General features: G+C 43.6%; 18 protein-coding genes. 3 read left to right on the forward strand and 15 right to left on the reverse strand.

The features are described 5' to 3' along the window. The first annotated feature begins 508 nt into the window (after nt 1-508). Nucleotides 509-760 (forward strand): YgjV family protein, encoded by a 252-nt coding sequence (locus R7P67_RS05305; RefSeq protein ID WP_005376619.1) that lies wholly within the window; start codon nt 509-511, stop codon nt 758-760. A gap of 88 nt (nt 761-848) precedes the next feature. Here R7P67_RS05305 and R7P67_RS05310 read toward each other — a convergent pair whose 3' ends face one another. Together R7P67_RS05310 and R7P67_RS05315 are read right to left on the reverse strand one after the other, a co-directional pair. Beyond that, entirely contained in the window at nt 849-1,130 is a 282-nt protein-coding gene (locus R7P67_RS05310; RefSeq protein ID WP_005376622.1) for a DUF2218 domain-containing protein, read from the reverse strand. Between the two features lie 41 nt (nt 1,131-1,171). Further along, nucleotides 1,172-3,178 (reverse strand): TonB-dependent siderophore receptor, encoded by a 2,007-nt coding sequence (locus tag R7P67_RS05315; protein ID WP_176311500.1) that lies wholly within the window; start codon nt 3,176-3,178, stop codon nt 1,172-1,174. 116 nt (nt 3,179-3,294) lie between these two features. On the opposite strand from R7P67_RS05315, the gene R7P67_RS05320 reads away from it, so the two are divergent. Both R7P67_RS05320 and cueR read left to right on the forward strand, forming a co-directional pair. Next, nucleotides 3,295-4,263 carry a helix-turn-helix domain-containing protein gene (locus R7P67_RS05320; protein WP_053307613.1) on the forward strand — a complete coding sequence of 323 codons (969 nt, stop codon included), beginning with the start codon at nt 3,295-3,297 and terminating at the stop codon, nt 4,261-4,263. 87 nt (nt 4,264-4,350) lie between these two features. Next, nucleotides 4,351-4,737 (forward strand): Cu(I)-responsive transcriptional regulator, encoded by a 387-nt coding sequence (gene cueR, locus R7P67_RS05325; protein WP_005376627.1) that lies wholly within the window; start codon nt 4,351-4,353, stop codon nt 4,735-4,737. Between the two features lie 42 nt (nt 4,738-4,779). Here cueR and vctC read toward each other — a convergent pair whose 3' ends face one another. From vctC to rbsD, 13 genes are all read right to left on the reverse strand, one after another. Beyond that, complete coding sequence (gene vctC, locus R7P67_RS05330) at nt 4,780-5,535, reverse strand: iron chelate ABC transporter ATP-binding protein VctC (protein WP_017635379.1); 756 nt, start codon at nt 5,533-5,535, stop codon at nt 4,780-4,782. A gap of 2 nt (nt 5,536-5,537) precedes the next feature. Further along, a complete protein-coding gene (gene vctG, locus R7P67_RS05335; protein ID WP_262652764.1) occupies nt 5,538-6,488 on the reverse strand; it encodes an iron chelate uptake ABC transporter permease subunit VctG in 951 nt (316 codons plus the stop codon). Then, nucleotides 6,481-7,416: an iron chelate uptake ABC transporter permease subunit VctD gene (vctD, locus tag R7P67_RS05340; RefSeq protein WP_017820306.1), complete on the reverse strand. Its 936-nt coding sequence runs from the start codon at nt 7,414-7,416 to the stop codon at nt 6,481-6,483. The genes vctG and vctD overlap by 8 nt, the downstream gene beginning before the upstream one ends. Nucleotides 7,417-7,438: 22 nt before the next feature. Continuing rightward, nucleotides 7,439-8,347 carry a siderophore ABC transporter substrate-binding protein gene (locus tag R7P67_RS05345; protein ID WP_318085896.1) on the reverse strand — a complete coding sequence of 303 codons (909 nt, stop codon included), beginning with the start codon at nt 8,345-8,347 and terminating at the stop codon, nt 7,439-7,441. Between the two features lie 163 nt (nt 8,348-8,510). Then, entirely contained in the window at nt 8,511-9,191 is a 681-nt protein-coding gene (locus R7P67_RS05350) for a Crp/Fnr family transcriptional regulator (RefSeq protein WP_005382613.1), read from the reverse strand. Nucleotides 9,192-9,325: 134 nt separating this feature from the next. After that, nucleotides 9,326-10,057, reverse strand: a complete 732-nt coding sequence (locus R7P67_RS05355; protein ID WP_017635382.1) for a nucleoside phosphorylase — start codon at nt 10,055-10,057, stop codon at nt 9,326-9,328. A gap of 10 nt (nt 10,058-10,067) precedes the next feature. Continuing rightward, on the reverse strand, nt 10,068-10,799 hold the full coding sequence (gene pnuC / locus R7P67_RS05360; RefSeq protein ID WP_262652763.1) for a nicotinamide riboside transporter PnuC: 732 nt from the start codon (nt 10,797-10,799) through the stop codon (nt 10,068-10,070). 499 nt (nt 10,800-11,298) lie between these two features. After that, the gene (locus R7P67_RS05365) at nt 11,299-12,321 is read right to left on the reverse strand and encodes a substrate-binding domain-containing protein (protein WP_262652761.1); all 1,023 of its coding nucleotides are present in this window, start codon (nt 12,319-12,321) and stop codon (nt 11,299-11,301) included. Between the two features lie 35 nt (nt 12,322-12,356). After that, nucleotides 12,357-13,274, reverse strand: a complete 918-nt coding sequence (rbsK, locus tag R7P67_RS05370) for a ribokinase (RefSeq protein WP_262652759.1) — start codon at nt 13,272-13,274, stop codon at nt 12,357-12,359. A 223-nt stretch (nt 13,275-13,497) separates the two neighbouring features. Beyond that, the gene (rbsB, locus tag R7P67_RS05375) at nt 13,498-14,376 is read right to left on the reverse strand and encodes a ribose ABC transporter substrate-binding protein RbsB (protein ID WP_005373143.1); all 879 of its coding nucleotides are present in this window, start codon (nt 14,374-14,376) and stop codon (nt 13,498-13,500) included. A gap of 85 nt (nt 14,377-14,461) precedes the next feature. Next, a complete protein-coding gene (rbsC, locus tag R7P67_RS05380) occupies nt 14,462-15,445 on the reverse strand; it encodes a ribose ABC transporter permease (protein WP_262652757.1) in 984 nt (327 codons plus the stop codon). After that, a complete protein-coding gene (gene rbsA, locus R7P67_RS05385; protein WP_206954260.1) occupies nt 15,442-16,947 on the reverse strand; it encodes a ribose ABC transporter ATP-binding protein RbsA in 1,506 nt (501 codons plus the stop codon). Before rbsA ends, rbsC begins: the two co-directional genes overlap by 4 nt. Before the next feature lie 23 nt (nt 16,948-16,970). Continuing rightward, a complete protein-coding gene (gene rbsD, locus R7P67_RS05390) occupies nt 16,971-17,390 on the reverse strand; it encodes a D-ribose pyranase (RefSeq protein WP_005382620.1) in 420 nt (139 codons plus the stop codon). Between the last annotated feature and the right edge of the window lie 445 nt (nt 17,391-17,835).

Raw genomic sequence — 17,835 nt, forward strand, 5'->3', positions numbered from 1 at the left:
GTGATGACAGCTTAATCAATATCGGTGACGAAAAAAACGTAACGATTAAATATTGAACAACATAAATTGCAGGACAAAATGCAACGATAAAAATGTGGCTTACGATATGAATCCCCGCACACCACGAGTTCGGTTTTGTTCTGATATACAGCAAAAAAAACACGAGCAAGCTAATAATAAAATACATAAACACAGCACTTGAAAATAATTATCATTTTCAATCATATGTAAATATTCCCTTACTTTCAATGGTGTTTGAGCTATTAATGTCATCGTTATTATCAATCAACACAATAAGTAAAATTATCAGTAATTCCAGTCCTAAACGTTTGCGTAATCGCTAACCTTCTCTTAACCTTGATTTGAGGCTTTTATCACGGTTTTTCCATTGATATAGTGCGTCCATACAACAAAAAAAGACCATTCGAGGCATGGAGCTTCCTCATTAATCTCAAGATGAGAAGAATTGGTACCGACAAAATTCGGCAGATTTTAAGAGGGTCAAAAAATGGACATGAATATGGTTGAGATTTTAGGTTATGCAGCTTCAATCATGGTCGCTATTTCGCTAACTATGAAAGATATTGTTAAGCTTCGTATCCTTAACTTTATTGGTTGTGCGCTATTTACTGCTTACGGACTAATGATTGATTCTTGGCCTGTAGTACTAACTAACGGTTTTATAGCTTGCGTTAACATCTACTTCCTAGCAAAAATGCAGCAGGAAAAAAAAAGCCTAGAGCCTGAGAAAGCGCAATAGCATTCAAACAATAAAAGCCCGCAAATCATAAGATTGCGGGCTTTTGCTTTTAACATTCCCTTTCTATCACAGCATCCTTAAACGAGCGCTAACGAACCCAGCTAAGTGCTAATGTTTCTCGACGAGAAAACATGTCCACATGCGATGAAATGATCGCCTTAACCGTATTCAGTTTCTCTTCTGAATCCGCCTCACAGGTTATAGTTAAGCTAGATGCACAAAGGTTAAACTCCGCTTTTCCCGTCGGAAATGTCACCAAACCGCTATTTTCATTCCAAGTAGCAGGAACTTTTCGTCCAAAATGCCGACAAAGCGTCACTAAGTATTTGTCAGCGTGTTCGCTATCTATTCGGGTGCTTTCTTTAATCATGAACTTACTCGTTACTTTGAAACGTCCTATGAAGAACCTTGTTAGAATTGATAAGCTGCAGAGAGCTTGAAGTTGCGACCCGGCTCGTAGTCATCAAGCGTGAAGCCACGTGCAGTACCCGAACGAGACGCATGAGAGCTGTACAACTCGTCAAATACATTATCAATACCAAAGGTCACCGACAGTCCATCAATATCAGACGGCACCCATTGAGCGTATAGATTATGCACATCATAACTTGCTTTCTTTGGCTGACCATCAAAGACGTTGTCTTCCTCTAGAACAAACATTGAGTTCCACCCGAAGATCGTTTCTAAAGCGTCTGACTGGTAATCCAAAGTTAGAGCAATGCTATCACCCATATCAATGCTACGCCCATTGCCCCCAGCAACAGGACCACCAGTATTCTTGTTTTTGGTGTCCGACTTAGAGTAAGAAAGTTTGCTGTTAAACTTGTCGTAACCATAAGAAGCACTTGCCTCAAAGCCTTTAATCTCAACATCACCTAAGTTGTAAATCAGGTAAGTTTGAGTCGCGTTTTGGTACTGATCTGCAATGTAATCATCAATTTCCGTTTGGAATACCGTAATATTCGCCCCAAAGAAATGCTTATCAAAGGTTTTATCAAAACGAACACCACCCTGCGTGTTCAATCCCGTTTCTGGCTTTAACCCATCCTCTAAAAATGCAACGTCTTGGTAAGCAATAAAGGTTTCCATTAGCTCTGGACCTTTAAATAGAGAACGTGCACTCGCAAACAACGTCCAATCTTGAGTCACCGCCCACTCTGCTGCTAGAGCCCAAGTCACATCATCATAATTACTGGTTCCTGTCTCAGCTTTGCGTTTGTAATCATCAAAGCGCATACCTGCGGTAATAAAGAAGGCATCAGAGAAGAAGAACTGATCTTCTACAAACAGTGCGGTTGAAATCGCCGATTCGTCCATAAACTTACGACTACCGTAGTAACTCGAAGAAGTTTTATCCATGTAGTCGAAGCCATAAGTGACTCGATTATCAAACTCACCTAACATAACATCTGACTGGAATTTGCCATTCAAACCAAAGTTTTGGTTTTTGGCGGTGTTCTTTGATAAACGGTTCGAGGGCCAACGAGGGGCCATCACCGTTTCGTCACGTTTAATTTCTGTCTCGGTATTATAAAGAGTGACGTTTCCTTGGTGTTGTTCGCCTCGCAACTCGTAACTCAAAGTAACGGTATCGCGGTCATAATCCGTAGGGATAAGTAACTTGCTCGACAGGCTATTATTTGCACTACCAGACATATCAGGACGCGGACTGTAATCTCCACTGTCTCGGTACATGTCATAAGAGAGCTCAAAACGATGGATGTCATTTAGTTCATACCCCAGCTTAGCCAGAATGTTGTAAACATCACCTGCAGCACCATAGGTTTTATTGCCATCACCATCTTCAAAATCATCACGCGTAACGTAATGGCCATAGACCATCGCATCAATGTTTTCGGACAAAAGTCCGTACAGTGTCAACGAACCTTGTTGGTTGTCGTTGGATGCATAGCCGCCATAAACACGCGCACCAAACTTTTCATCGTAACGAAGTAAGTCACGAGCGTCTTTCGTTTCAAAGTAGACCGAACCGCCTAACCCGTTTTGAGTCACAGAGTTATTACCTACCTTAATGTCCGCAGATTTGAGAATGTCAGGGTTCAACGTCAAGTTACCAATATGATGGAACATGCTCGCATGCTGAGAAGCACCGTCAAGACGAATGTCCAAATCGGTTTCGCTCAAACCACGAATCGTAATACGTTGATTCACAGAGTGTGTGCCACCAACATCCACACCGGGAATATCGCGCAGTAAATCAGACATGTGATCCGCTTGCTTCAGTGACATGTCGTCCGCAAACATCGACTCAGTGTTGCTGGAAACTTTCGTTCCCCATACAACGACCTCTTCAAAATGTGACTCAGTATCTTGAGCTAAAACAGGGGTTGATAGCGCCATTCCCACTGCAAGGCAAAGGCTTGAAAGCTTGATAGGTGAACAAGCAGGGCTTTCCATAACTTAATTCCTAAATATTAATGATAATAATTCTCAGGTATAATAAGCATGAGTTTTATAAATACAAAGGCGATTTGGTTATGCGAAATCGCACAAGTGTTATGAGGAAGTGTCAAATGCAGGAAGTCACAACAAAACGAACAAAAATTGCCAAGATAGCTTTAACCCAAAGACTAGAGGCGACAGAGAAACAATGGATTGTCACGCAAGGCCAACCTTGTCAAACTCAACTGGCCGAAGGTAAGTTCCTATCATATCAGTACAATGATCAAATTTTTGTTCATGGCGGGCGTTGTCTAGAACTTATTGATTCGAATATTGTTTCTACTGCACACGCCTCACTGCTGGTCACTATTCTTTTAGAAGGTAGACTCTCGTTTGGCTACGACGATTTGCAATTTGATTTAGACGCGAGCGACGGCCCTAAGGGTGTAGTGGTGAACTTACTCAAACCTGCAAATTTTCGTCGTTCACTGCTCAAAGATAACCTCATTAATAAGATCAACATATTGGTTAAGCCCCAATGGCTAGAGGCCCGCCTTGAGCAAAATTGTAGCCATCGAGCCTTTTTTAACTCTCATCAGGCGTTTCAACAGTTGGAGCTTAACCAGACGCTATGCGAACTGGCTGAAACGTTAACAAATAGAGAAACACCGCAAGAGTTCCAAGAGAAGCTAGAAGTCGAAAGCTTGATCTATCAAATATTACATCAAGCCACCAAGCAAATTCCTAAGAATTTCAGTGCTAAAAACAGCAGTATTGAACGACACATTGATGGTCGGATTGAGGATATTGTCAGCTATATTGAAACTCACCTTGATCAAGAACTACGCTTGGAAAAGTTGGCGAGCCAATTCTCAATGAGTGTTTCAAACCTGCAGCGCCGATTTAAACAATCACTTAATATGACCATAAACGGCTACATTCGTTTTCGACGTCTTGAGATTGCTAGGCAACATTTGGAACGTGGCCTAGTGACGATAACAGAAGCCGCCTATGAAGCCGGATACCACCACCCTTCTAACTTCACTTATGCCTTCAAAAAGGCATTTGGTGTGCCACCACATGAAGTGATTAAAGAGTAAGGGGACTCTAGGTAACTGACTGTTATTTAGGAGTGTCTTATCCACAACATCGGTATATACTCGCCTTAAACGTTATGGAGGTTAAACATGAATATTGGTGCTGTCGCGAAGCTCACAGGGCTTTCATCTAAGTCGATTCGATTATATGAAGACAAAGGGATCATATCTCCACCAGCGCGTAGCGACTCTGGCTATCGCGAATATTCAGATAATCATATTCAAGAGCTTAACTTGGTATCACGCGCAAAAAGCGCAGGCTTTTCGTTGCAAGAATGCAAAGAGTTCGTACAACTTGCTCATAACCCCAACCGCAAAAGTAGCGAAGTAAAAGCAAGAACCATGGACAAACTGAGAGAGGTTGAAGAAAAAATTGCACACCTCATGGAGATCAAAACGCAACTTGAAGGTTGGGTTTCTTCTTGTCCTGGAGATGCAGAGAGCCGATGCCCAATCATAGACGAGCTCACCAAGTAAGCCCGCCTATCTATTGATCTCGTTAAAAACGAACTAGCTCGCTTAATGATAGGTACACATGCGCTTACCGTTTAACTCTATGATGTTAAATGGCGTTTCGTAGATGTCCTCTAGCGTAGACGCTTGAATAACCTCTTCAACCGCACCACTCGCCACAACCTTGCCTTTCTTAAGCGCCAATATGACATCTGAGTAACACGCCGCGAAATTAATATCATGAATCACGACCACCATGGCTTTATTCATGTCATGGGCTAACTGCTGCACAACTTTCATGATCTGAAGAGAGTGTTTGATATCTAAGTTATTAAGAGGTTCATCAAGAAAGACATAATCTGTATCTTGTGCAATCACCATAGCAATAAATGCAAGCTGTCGCTGACCACCACTTAATTCATCCAAGTATTTGTCTTGAATATCTTGCAAATCTAAGTAGTCGATCGCTTGTTCTATGACCTCATGATCTTCTTTAGTCAGATTTCCTTTAGAGTATGGGAAACGACCAAAAGAGACTAACTCTTTTACGGTAAACCGCATTGTAATCGAGTTAGCTTGGCGAAGTACTGCCAGTTTTTTCGCTAGCTCTTTTGTGTCCCATTCCGCGATTTCCTTGCAATCAATGATAACACTACCGCCATCTCGCTCCGTTAAGCGCGAGGCCATAGATAACAGCGTGCTCTTTCCCGCGCCATTTGGACCGATAATCGATGTTACCTTGCCCTTTTCAAACTGAGTATTGGCCTCGTCTACGACTTTGTTTGAACCGAAAGCCTTCGTTAATTTGTCTATTACTATCATATTTATACAACTTTGTTTTTCAGCAGCAGGTATAAGAAATACGCACCGCCGATAAAGTTAATTACGACACTCAACGTCGTCTCAAAACTGAACACGTTTTCGATTATCCATTGCCCAGCAAGTAGTGAACTGATGGATAAAAACGAACATCCGACCAATAGCGTTTTATGTTGGTAACTTCGGAACATTTCTCGGCTTAAGTTGGCCACTAGTAAACCAAAGAACATGATTGGCCCTACCAAAGCCGTAGAAATAGCAATCAAAACCGCCGAGATAATAAACACATTTCTCGTCACTTTAGGTACATCAACACCCAAACTTTTCGCATTGTCTTGGTCGAGCCAAAACACATCTAAAGTGCGATGCATCCTAAACAACAACCAACATGCAAACATCAAAGCCGGAGCACTAAAGTAAACCAAGTTCACTTTGACATTATTGAAACTGGCGTACAGTTTCGACTGAACAATTGCATATGTGTTTGGGTCCATCAGCAAAGAAAAGAATGACGCCGCATTGGAAAATAGCTGACCAAAGATCAAGCCGACCAATAGCAACGTAATCAAGTTCTTGCTGCCTTTTGAAAAGTAAAACCCAAACAGCAGTAGCGAAAACGACACCATTACAATTACTGCAATCGCGAAATTTACGTACAAGTTAAGAACTAAGGTACTCAACCCACCAAAAATCAACACGATCAAAATTTGGGTTAACACATACAGCGCATCAAAACCCATGATACTTGGCGTTAAAATTCGGTTGTGCGTAATGGTTTGAAATACAAGTGAAGACTGAGCAATGGCCACACCCGCTAGCACTATCGCCAATACTTTAGGAACTCTACGAGACAAAAAATATTGGTAGTTGTCAGCCGTTAGCCCAATACCAATAAACAGACACGCGAAAAGAATCGCAATGCCACCTAGCAGCAGGATTTTCGTTGAATCACGCATGTTGCTTACCTCGCAACAACATTGCGATGAATACCACGCCACCCAATATGCTAATCACGATAGAGATTGGCATTTCATGAGGGAAAATAATTAAACGACTCACCAAATCGCAACACAACACTAAAATGGCCCCATACATGGCCGTAAGCGGAATGTTCTTTTTGAGGTTATCGCCATAAAAGTGACTCACGAGATTCGGTACAATCAGCCCTAAGAATGGCAACTGGCCAACAATCATCACGACACTTGCTGACATGATGGACACCAATAGCACGCCAATCGTCACAACCTGCTGATAATTCAAACCCAAGTTAATCGCGAAATCTTTTCCGATACCTACGGCAGAGATCCTTGCGGCAAAAAGATAGCTGAGGATAACCATTGGTACCGCGATGTACAGCAGTTCAAAATCACCACGCAAGATGTTGGCGAAGTTTGCGACTGTCCAAGCATTCAGACTTTGAAGTGCATCATATTTGTAAGCGATAAACGTAGTCATGGATTGGATGACATTGCCGAAAATAATCCCGACAAGTGGCACAAAAACCACGCTCTTAAATTGAATGCGTTGAATAAAGAAAACAAACGCCAGCGTCCCAAATACCGAGATGCCGAACACGAGCCAAAGGTGATTATCATTACCAAAGAAAACCACGCTCAGTACATAGCCCAGCATGGCACATTCGATCGTACCAGTTGTAGAAGGTGCCGCAAATCGGTTCTGGCTGATTTGCTGCATGACAAGACCCGCAATACTCAAGCCAGCACCAGCAAGCAATATGGCAAATAAACGTGGTATACGGCTGGTAAAGAAAAGTTCTAATGCTTTCTCATCACCTGAAAAGAGTTGTTGGGGTGTCATGTTTGCCACCCCAACAAATAACGAAACCGTGCTTAAAACCACAAGGGTTAGCAATAACTTCTTCAAAGTTAACCTCTGCTATCTTGGATTACAGTTCAACGGTTTGCTTTATCTCACTGACCATTTTTTCTGTTGCTGTCACACCAGACATCGACAAGTACCAAGCGTCCACATTTAAATAGGTGATTTTATGATTTTTATATGCCGCAGTCGCTTTGACTAAGTCGTTATCCATGGATTTACGAATATCGTTATCCGGCGTACCTGTCAGAGAATTTCGGTCAACCACGAGAATATTTTTCGGGTTAGCTTCACGAATAAACTCATAAGAAATGACATCTCCGTGAGTGCCCGTTTTCACGTGCTCAACCGTTTCCAAGAAGCCAAAGTCGTTATAAATGACGCCAAATCGCGACTGGGCACCAAACGCGCTGATGTTGTCACCCATGCTTAAAATCGTTAATGCATCATTTTTGTTCGATTGGTTGTAGTCGCGGATTGCTTTGAATTGAGTATCTAACGCTTCAATTTTCTGCTCTACTTTTTCTTCGATATTGAAGATCTTACCAATATTGCGCCATTGCGCTTGCGTGCCTTCCCAATAGCCTTGGTTTTCTTTCGCCGCGAAAACAACTGTAGGGGCAATTTCACTCAGCTCTTCATATTTCGCAGACGCTCGCGGACCAACCAAAATCAAATCCGGTTTTTGCATGTAGATGGTTTCAAAATCAGGTTCAAACAAACTACCCGCAGAGGTGTAGTTATCTTTGCTGTATTTTGAAAGGTAACTAGGAAGATTAGACGAGTTAGATACTGCAACAGGATCGATACCAAAGTTGTCCAGCGCATCTAGCGGGCCAAAGCCAATCACAACCACACGCTCTGGGGATTGTTCTAGCTCTGTTTGACCCATGTAGTGGTCAATCACAACTTTAGCAGCGAAAGAAGGAGAAACAGTAAATAACGACAGCATAGCCGCACCGACGAATTTTTTCATTTTGTTAAGCCTTAATGAGATCTATTATCATACGCGTTCGCAATATAACGCTACTCTTTAATGCATTCAACAAAATTTAAGGTACTTTACATTAGTTACGTTTACTCAAGACTTAGATATATCAAAGACTTATAAAACCCATCAGTTCCAATACCTGGGCGTATCATTCATGCGCTTCAATAAACGCTTTGAGTGCCAGCTCATCAATAATCTCCAAACCGTTGTCCGTTTTTGTAATCAATCCCTTTTCAATCAAGTCCTTAACTGCACGTCGATAGACTCGGCCTGAGGTACCAAACCGCTCAGCCTCTTGGTTCACTTTATCAAAACCACCAAGCAGCTTATCCGTCTGATTACGGACGAGAAGATCATAGGCAATGTTGTAAGTAATGGGATGCAACAAACGATTAGTGTAGATATCCATGGAGTCTTGATAATCCTCAGCCAATGCTGAAGCGAAGAACACCATCATTTGGGGATGATTTTGCAGTGCTTCGGTTAGTTTTTGGATACAGATAACATCAACCTGCATATGTTCATCTGCTATCACATTCCATTGACAAGGAGTCTGAGTGAAGAACTCCATTTCACCATAAATATGATAGTCGCAGTTAGCTTCCCCTAATTGAAAACGTCGTCCATTTGCGGCCAATATGTTCATCGAGACTCGACCTACTGGCACAACATACAAGTACTGAAGTTGCTCACCTTGGCGGAGAATTGCTTCCCCAGCATCAAAGTAACGCGAATTTATTTGGCATTGATAAATCAAATCGCGAAAGGTGGCACTCTTTTCTTCAAGGTATGTTTTGAAGCGACCAGTCGGATAAGGGCTGATTTTCATTTTCTGCTCTCTCAGAACAAGTTACGGACAACTATTTAAGATGGATTGTACCCCGTAACTCCAAATAAAAAAGCGACAGTGACCTGTCGCTTTACATCTATTCTGTTTATGTGACTTACTGAGATAGAGACTGGCTAACGCTGAGCAACCAAGGCTTCTAATGCCGTAATCGCGGCGCTCTTCTCACCTTGCATCATTACTTTGGCCTCATCAACGTACTGACCAACCCCTTCTTTCACATCTTGTTGATACAGCACCACGTTGTTTAATATCGAAGCCACATGAAGGCCTCGTAGTCGACCGACCGTAAACAGCGCAGAGGTTTCCATATCGGCACCTAAGATGCCTTTCTTGTTCCAATGTTGGCATATTGCATCTTCGTCATCGGTATAGAAACTGTCGTGAGAACGCACCACACCAAAATGATAATGCACTTTTTGCATCGACAAGTAACGCTCAACTTCCTTTAACAGTGAAAAGCTTGCGTAGGCTGGATAAGACGAATCGACATACGCTTTAGAGCCGCCCTCATCTCTTACCGCGCCTTCGGCAATGATCAACTCGCCAAGATGAATGCCTGATTGCATTGCCCCCGCAGATCCAACGCGTACCACATGAGTCACACCGCACTGTTTTAGCTCTTCCACTGCGATGATCATCGATGGCGCACCTATACCTGTACTACATACTGAAACAGGCTTGCCTTTGTAGTTGCCGGTAAACACACGGTACTCGCGGTTTTCCGACACCATTTCTGCATCATCAAATAATGCCGCGATACGATTCGCTCGATCTGGCTCGCCGCATACAATAACGAGGGGAGCGATTTGTGTTTCATCCACTCCGATATGAGGTTGTTTGGCCATTTTTCGTTCCTTACGCAGCAGCGTGCGCTAAGGTTTTATCGCCATTGCGCTTAGCGCTACGAGCCCACTCACGCGTGCCATTGGCAGCGATGAACATAAGAATCGCGTACTGAACAGACATTGCGTAAACACCTTGCGTCGCGTAGATACCCACACTGATCATATTAATCACAACCCATAGAATCCAGTTTTCGACGTATTTACGTGTCATCAGAATTTGTGCAACAACAGAAAGTACTGTCATGGTTGCATCCCAGAACGGGAACGCGTCAGGTTCAAGCACCGGTTCAGCCAAGCCAGCACCAAAGAGATTCAAGCTATCAACAGCAATGTTTGCTAGCGCAAAGAAAAATGGGTCGATATAGATCGTTAATAATGCGATACATGCAACGCTAATAGAGGCAGTAGTAATAAGTTTCTGTTTATTTAACCAGCGAACCTCCAGCGTTTCACCTTGTGCGTTTGGACGAGTCCACGCATACCAGCCGTAAATGTTCGCACAGAAGAAAAACAATTGAAGAAGCAATAATCCGTATAACTGAATTTGAAAAAAGATAACGGCAAAAAGCGTGACATTCAGCAAACCGAATAAGTAGTTGATGGTTTTTTCTTGGCTGGCAAACCAAATGCAAAGCAGTCCAAAAACGGTACCGAAAGCTTCGATCCAGCTCATTGCGTAGCCGTCGCCAATCGGAATGTTAACGAGAGTATTATTAATATCGAGTAAGGCAAAGAGGTCCATAACATGTCCTTTATTATTTTGTTTGGAATACGCTTATATTAGAGCGTGATCCCCAACAAAAAGGAGGACATTTGTCCTCCTCTTGATGCACTCGATCATAATTCAGTCCAATGTTTACTTGAAAGCAATAAATGATGCTATTGAACGATGTTGGAAATAGACCTGCCTATGAATCCAAGCCTAGATAGCGTTTTTTGAATGCAGAAGCTGATGCAAATAAAGCTGACGCCAAAAGTGTAATAATAAAGCCAATTGCGTACTCAAATGCTTCATTAACCAGTAGCTGATAGCAGCTCACAAAAAAAATCAATACAACTGTAATAACATTAACTCGGTGAAACCAAGGGTGTTTTACAGATAACTTAGCGTAACCTTTTGATAACATTTAACTAATCCGCCAGACAACAATTAATAGTTTTATTTATAATCAAGGACGATAGTAAGGCTTTATCGTATAAAGAGAAACGACTTTTTTAATTTTTTAGCTCAACATCACACGTCATTCAGTGACGTTTGACTTTAACCTCTTGACGCTTTTTCGTTCCACTAGAGCCGGTTCTAATTGTACGACCTGTGCCTCTGTTGACTTTTCATCCAACTTTAGGACAAGAGTCTCAACGGCAGCCTGCCCCAAACGGTACTTAGGCTGATGAATGGTAGTTAGCGATGGCGACATAAATTTCGCGATATGGATGTCATCGTAACCAATAATGGACAGGTCGTCCGGCACTTTAATATCGAGCTCATTTGCGGCGTTAATCACCCCCATCGCCATCATATCGTTAGAGACGAAAATCGAGCTAGGTAATGCGCCACGCTGAGCCATTTTTTTGAACGCTTGATACCCACCCTCACACTCGAAGTCCGATTCAATGATCCAATTGGCATTAAATTCCAAGCCCGCTTCGTTCATTGCTCGCTTATAACCTTCGTATCGCATTTGCGCTTGGTGTTTAATCAAAGGGCCAGTGATGCACCCAATTTCGGTATGGCCGCAATCAATTAAGTATTTCGCCGCTAAGTAACCGCCACGAAGTGAGTTGTCTTGGATTTTATCGCTTGTAAATAGCATCGGCCCCCAGTCCATTACCACTACTGGGATATCTGGGTAACGCTCAAATACATCGATACGCTCTCCTTCTAGCGACGAACACATCAAAATCAAACCATCGACACGCTTTTGCAATAGCGTATTAATGGATTGACGCATACGTTCGTTATCACCCTCGGTGTTACATAAAATGAGGCTGTAGCCTTTTTGGTAGCAGCTGCGCTCTACGCCTTTTACGACTTCGCCAAAGAATGGGTTGGTTGAGGTTGTCACGAGCATACCAATGGTTTTGGTACGATTGACTTTGAGGCTACGCGCCAACGCAGAGGGCGCGTAGTAGTTAAGCTCTTTTGCGGCATTGTTAACGCGTTCAGAGATCTCTTCGCTCACAAAACGCGTCTTGTTAATAACATGGCTCACTGTTGAAGTGGAAACCCCTGCCAGTTTTGCGATGTCTTTCATCGTCGCCATGTTACTACTCCTATTTTAATGAGGCGTTGTGCGCCTTATTGTTCAGCGAGAAACGCGTCCACCTCTTCGCGGGTTGGAATCGACGTTTGCGCGCCAAAGCGGGTCACAGAAATTGCAGCCGCCGCATGTGCAAACTTAATCGCTGATTCTAAAGGTAAATCTTCTAGGAGACCAGTGACGAATGCCCCATTAAATGTATCGCCCGCAGCGGTAGTATCCGTCGCTTCAACGCGGAAACCCGAGATGATTTCGCCTCGACCGTTTTGGCTTAACCAAACGCCTTTTGCACCGAGTGTGATCATGACAATTTCTATACCTTTACCATGTAGCACATTCGCCGCTTCTTGCGCGCTTTCGTTGTCTGTTACAGTAATACCTGTCAGAACTTCAGCTTCCGTTTCATTTGGTGTAACCACGTCAATGCAAGACAGTAATTCATCTGACAGTTCGCGAGCTGGCGCAGGATTCAAAATGACATTGGTTTTGGCATCTTTCGCTACACGCGCAGCTTTCTCAATGCCGCACATCGGCGTTTCCAATTGCATTAGCAAGTAATCTGCTTGGCGAATGCGCTCTAAATCTGGCTCAATCGCTTCTGCTGTCAGTTTGGCGTTCGCTTCAGCTGAAATGCAAATGCTGTTCTCACCACTGTCCGACACTTGAATCATCGCGATACCTGTCGGGCAATTTGGCTGCATCTTCACACCAGTGATATCGATGCCGTCCATTTTGAAGTTTTCGCGAATGTTAATGCCGAATGAGTCGTCGCCCACACAAGCGATAAAACCGATGTCTGCATTTAATCGCGCCGCCGCGACGGCTTGGTTGGCACCTTTGCCACCTGGGATAACTTGATAGTTGCGACCATGCAGCGTCTCGCCTGGGCGAGGGAAAGAAGGCACTTGAAGAACATGGTCAGCGTTTACACTACCTAACACCACTAACTTATTCATACGGTTATCCTCGGTTCTGAATGAACCCTTTTTAAAAACTGTTTAGGAAAATACATTAGATGACTTTAACTTCTCTTCCTGACGAAGGAGTCTCGATAAAAAACCAAAGGCATCTATACCCCACACTTTGCAGTATTTTGGGTAAGTTTGCCCTCACCTCCTAAACGACAGATATAAACGGAGGAGAGAGCAAAAATTAGGATGATTTATTGGAACTTGAAACTTACTTAGTGACTACTTTTAGTGGTACTGGGATGTACTCTTCTACTTCTTCACCTTTCAAAACTTTGTCAGCCGTTTCAACACCTAAAGCACCGATAAGGTCTGGTTGCTGAGCAATAGTTGCCGCTAGTTTGCCACGGTTAACTGCTGCAATGCCGTCTTCCGTACCATCAAAACCAACGATAACGACATCTTTGCCAGAAGCTTGAACTGCGCGAAGTGCACCTAGCGCCATTTCATCATTCTGTGCAAATACCGCTTGTACATCCGGGTTAGCCGCTAGCAGGTTTTCCATTACGTTTAGACCTTTTGTGCGGTCAAAGTCAGCTGGTTGGCTAGCAAGAAGATCCATATCGCTGCCCTTCACGGCATTCATAAAGCCTTCACCGCGCTCACGCGCTGCCGATGTGCCCGCAATACCTTCAAGTTGAATGACTTTTGCTTTTTCGCCGACTTTTTCCATGATGTAGTGGCCTGCCATTTCACCACCAATTACGTTGTCCGACGCGATGTGACTCACAACTTCACCACGGCTTGCACCACGGTCTAATGTCAACACAGGGATCTTAGAACGGTTCGCCATACGAATTGCATTAGACACTGCATCAGAATCCGTTGGGTTGATAAGAATTGCTTTTACGCCGCGAATACTTAAATCCTCGATGTTCGACAGTTCTTTACTCGGGTCATTTTGCGAGTCCAGTACAATTAAGTCGTACCCCAATTCTTTCGCTTTTGCTTCCGCACCGTCTTTCATCGTTACGAAGAACGGGTTGTTTAGCGTCGAAACCACAATCGCCATGGTATCTTGAGCTTGCGCCGCTACCGATACGGTTGAAGAAAGAAGTGCAGCAGAGATAAGAGTTGCAAGTTTTTTCATCGTTCTAGTCCTTTGTGTAGGGTGAGCCAGTACACGTCCCCTGACTCGGTTTGTATTCACTGTTATATATACAGATTGTTATGAATTACTTGTTTTTGTTGTCTACCAATACCGCAAGCAAGATAACCACTGCTTTTGCAATCATTTGGTAGTAAGAAGAAACATCAAGTAGGTTAAGTGCATTGTTCAAGAAACCGATGATCAGCGCACCAATCAAGGTACCCATGATACGGCCTTTACCGCCCATCAAGCTGGTACCGCCAAGAACAACCGCTGCGATAGCGTCTAGCTCGTAGCCCATACCTGCTGTTGGCTGCGCCGAAGAAAGACGAGACGTTACAATAATACCTGCAAGCGCTGCTAACATACCGCAGATGGCGTAGACACCAATCTTCACTCGGTCTACATTGATACCTGATAGGCGAGTCGCAGACTCATTGCCGCCTAGTGCGTAAACATAGCGACCAAAGCGCGTGTGGTTAAGTAAATACCAAGCCGCAGCGAACACAACCACCATTAACCAAACAGGAACTGGAATGCCTAGCGCATAGCCAGTACCAAACCATGCGAACGCATCCGCGGTGTCAGTAAAGCCTGTCGAGATTGGTCGACCTTCGGTGTACACCATGGTCACACCACGTAGTAACGTCATGGTAACCAGCGTAGCGATAAATGCCTGCACCTTACCCTTCGCAATAATGATACCGCTGATCGCACCTAACGCTGCACCTGCGACTAAAGCAGTTGGAACCGCCACCAGCATCGGAACCTCAAGCGCAATCATGCTTGCCGCAAAGGCACCACACAATGCCAATACCGAACCAACACTTAAGTCGATGCCTGCTGTTAAAATAACTAATGTCATACCCACTGCGATAATGGCATTCACGGAGGTTTGACGAAGAATGTTGAGAATGTTGTCGACCGTAAAAAAGTTCGGGTTCAAAAATGACACAACAACGATCAGAAAGATCAAAGCTATCAGTGATTTTTGCTCAATCAGCCACTCTTTTGTGAACAACTTCTTGTTGCCAGTTTCGGTTGGTTTGCTCATGGTATTCGTACTCATGCTGCTTCCTCATTGATCTCTTTGCCTACGGCACAGGCGAGTAATTTTTCTTGATCGGCGTCTTTCGCATCAAATTCGCCAGTGATACGACCTTCATGCATCACTAAAATACGGTCGCTCATGCCGAGCACTTCAGGCATCTCGGAAGAAACCAAGATGATGCTCATGCCTTCGGCCTTAAACTTGTTGATGAGCTGATAAATCTCTTTTTTTGCTCCGACATCAACACCACGTGTCGGCTCATCCAGAATCAGAACTTTAGGCTTCGTCATTAACCCTTTCGCTATCGCAACTTTTTGCTGGTTACCACCAGATAAGTTGCCGATGATTTGATCTCGCGTTGGGGTTTTAATGTTGAATAACTTAATAAAATCTTCCACAGCAATCACTTCGTCGCTGTGTTGAATCTGGAAGCCTTTGGTCAGCTGGTTTAGCGAACAAAGTGACATGTTCTCCTTAACCGAAAGACCTAAAACCAAACCATCGCCTTTGCGATCTTCAGAGATGTAAGCGATACCATTTGCCAAACCATCTTGCGGGCTAACCGGGTTAATAGTTTTGTTATCAAGATTGATAACACCATGCTCACTAGGTAATGCGCCGTAAATGACTTTCATGAGTTCAGTGCGGCCTGCGCCCATCAAGCCAGAAATTCCAAGAATCTCACCACGCTTGAGAGTAAAGCTCACATCCTGAACGCCAGACCCAGTCAAACCAATGACTTCAAGACAAGTTTCGCCATGTTGGACATCAATACGTGGATATTGCTCTTCTAATTTTCGGCCAACCATCATTTCAATTAGGCCATCTTCATCAGTGTCGGACACCTTGCACTCACCGATAAACTTACCATCACGAAGCACGGTAATGTCGTCACAGATTTCAAAGATTTCTTTAAGACGATGCGAAATGTATACGATGCCGCATCCTTGCTCGCGGAGCTCATTAATCACTTTAAACAGTGATTCCGTTTCGGTATCGGTCAATGCGTCCGTTGGCTCATCCATAATGATGACTTTCGACTCAAACGAAAGTGCCTTTGCAATTTCCACCATTTGTTGTTCACCAAGGCTTAAATCGCCAAGCAATGTTTTTGATGAATGCTTTACATTGAGGCGTTTTAAAAGCTTGTCAGCTTCGTCATACATTTTGCTCCACTGGATACGCCCTAAGGATCCAGTGAACTCTCGTCCCAAGTAAATATTTTCGGCAATCGTCAGTTCAGGAATCAGGTTCAGCTCTTGGTGAATAATGCTAATACCAGCTTCCTGTGAATCGCGTGGACCTTTAAAGGCCGCCGGCTGACCTTGATATTGAATGCTCCCCGCATCCATGTGGTAAATGCCTGTCAACACCTTCATTAACGTTGACTTGCCTGCTCCATTTTCACCCATCAGCGCCATAACACGGCCTGGATAAACATTCAGGCTTGCTTTGTCGAGTGCTTTTACGCCCGGAAATGCCTTCTCAATTTCGCTTAGTTGTAGAATGGCTTGAGTCATAATCTGTCCTCAATATCTCTGGCTTAAAAAACCACGCCCGCTTGGAAAATAACGTTCGCATATGGCGAGCATTCGCCCGTTCTTACGATAGCGCGACTTTGGGCCGTGCGTGCTTTAAACGCTTCATGTGACACGTAGCTCACCTCAATAGATTTGCCCGTCTCTTCACTCTCTTTGCTCAGTTCGTTGAGCAACGCTTCATGCAAAACTGGGCTTGCATCAGAGAACTCTTCCGCAATGATGACCCCTTCGATTTGGGACTCAGATAGAATTACGCGAACAGTATCAAGAAAACTTGGTACCCCATGCGTTAGCGCCAAATCGATTCGCTGAACATGCTCTGGGATTGGTAGACCAGCATCACATATCGTGATCTCGTCGGTGTGGCCTAGCGTCGCCACCAAGTAAGAAATATCTGAGTTAATTAGGGTACTTTTTTTCATCTCATCGACCTTTCGGTTACACGTTCATACAACCATGAGCGCCTGTCTTAAAGTGTTTTCGTTATTAACAGAAAACTCATCGAAACGTTTCGATGAAATAATAATTCGTCATCGCAATTTGACCAGTGTGAGATCGATAAGGTGTGAGAATGATCTGTAATTCAATTGTCATTGAATAGGAAAAGTGCACTTGAGTCACACTTTACCATCGAAACGTTTCGATGATGGTATTTCCCTGTCATTACGGTTAGGTTTTATACAGGGAGGAAGGAAAAGAGACGTCCAACTACTGAGAAAACCTCTAGTTAATAAGCTCGAAACCTTTCACGTCATCACAATTCTTAGATAGCTGCCTGATTTTGGAGAACGCTCACCTTACAATCTGGTTACAATTTGCCAAAACACATCATCCGTTCAGTACCTTACCTGGTACGCGACGTTTGTA

This window comes from Vibrio sp. Vb0937, assembly GCF_033338855.1.

Coding starts and splice junctions, on each gene's coding strand:
- R7P67_RS05305 (WP_005376619.1), top strand. CDS start 509: ATGGACATGAATATGGTTGAGATTTTAGGTTATGCAGCTTCAATCATG.
- R7P67_RS05310 (WP_005376622.1), bottom strand. CDS start 1,130: ATGATTAAAGAAAGCACCCGAATAGATAGCGAACACGCTGACAAATAC.
- R7P67_RS05315 (WP_176311500.1), bottom strand. CDS start 3,178: ATGGAAAGCCCTGCTTGTTCACCTATCAAGCTTTCAAGCCTTTGCCTT.
- R7P67_RS05320 (WP_053307613.1), top strand. CDS start 3,295: ATGCAGGAAGTCACAACAAAACGAACAAAAATTGCCAAGATAGCTTTA.
- cueR (WP_005376627.1), top strand. CDS start 4,351: ATGAATATTGGTGCTGTCGCGAAGCTCACAGGGCTTTCATCTAAGTCG.
- vctC (WP_017635379.1), bottom strand. CDS start 5,535: ATGATAGTAATAGACAAATTAACGAAGGCTTTCGGTTCAAACAAAGTC.
- vctG (WP_262652764.1), bottom strand. CDS start 6,488: ATGCGTGATTCAACGAAAATCCTGCTGCTAGGTGGCATTGCGATTCTT.
- R7P67_RS05345 (WP_318085896.1), bottom strand. CDS start 8,347: ATGAAAAAATTCGTCGGTGCGGCTATGCTGTCGTTATTTACTGTTTCT.
- R7P67_RS05350 (WP_005382613.1), bottom strand. CDS start 9,191: ATGAAAATCAGCCCTTATCCGACTGGTCGCTTCAAAACATACCTTGAA.
- R7P67_RS05355 (WP_017635382.1), bottom strand. CDS start 10,057: ATGGCCAAACAACCTCATATCGGAGTGGATGAAACACAAATCGCTCCC.
- pnuC (WP_262652763.1), bottom strand. CDS start 10,799: ATGGACCTCTTTGCCTTACTCGATATTAATAATACTCTCGTTAACATT.
- R7P67_RS05365 (WP_262652761.1), bottom strand. CDS start 12,321: ATGGCGACGATGAAAGACATCGCAAAACTGGCAGGGGTTTCCACTTCA.
- rbsK (WP_262652759.1), bottom strand. CDS start 13,274: ATGAATAAGTTAGTGGTGTTAGGTAGTGTAAACGCTGACCATGTTCTT.
- rbsB (WP_005373143.1), bottom strand. CDS start 14,376: ATGAAAAAACTTGCAACTCTTATCTCTGCTGCACTTCTTTCTTCAACC.
- rbsC (WP_262652757.1), bottom strand. CDS start 15,445: ATGAGTACGAATACCATGAGCAAACCAACCGAAACTGGCAACAAGAAG.
- rbsA (WP_206954260.1), bottom strand. CDS start 16,947: ATGACTCAAGCCATTCTACAACTAAGCGAAATTGAGAAGGCATTTCCG.
- rbsD (WP_005382620.1), bottom strand. CDS start 17,390: ATGAAAAAAAGTACCCTAATTAACTCAGATATTTCTTACTTGGTGGCG.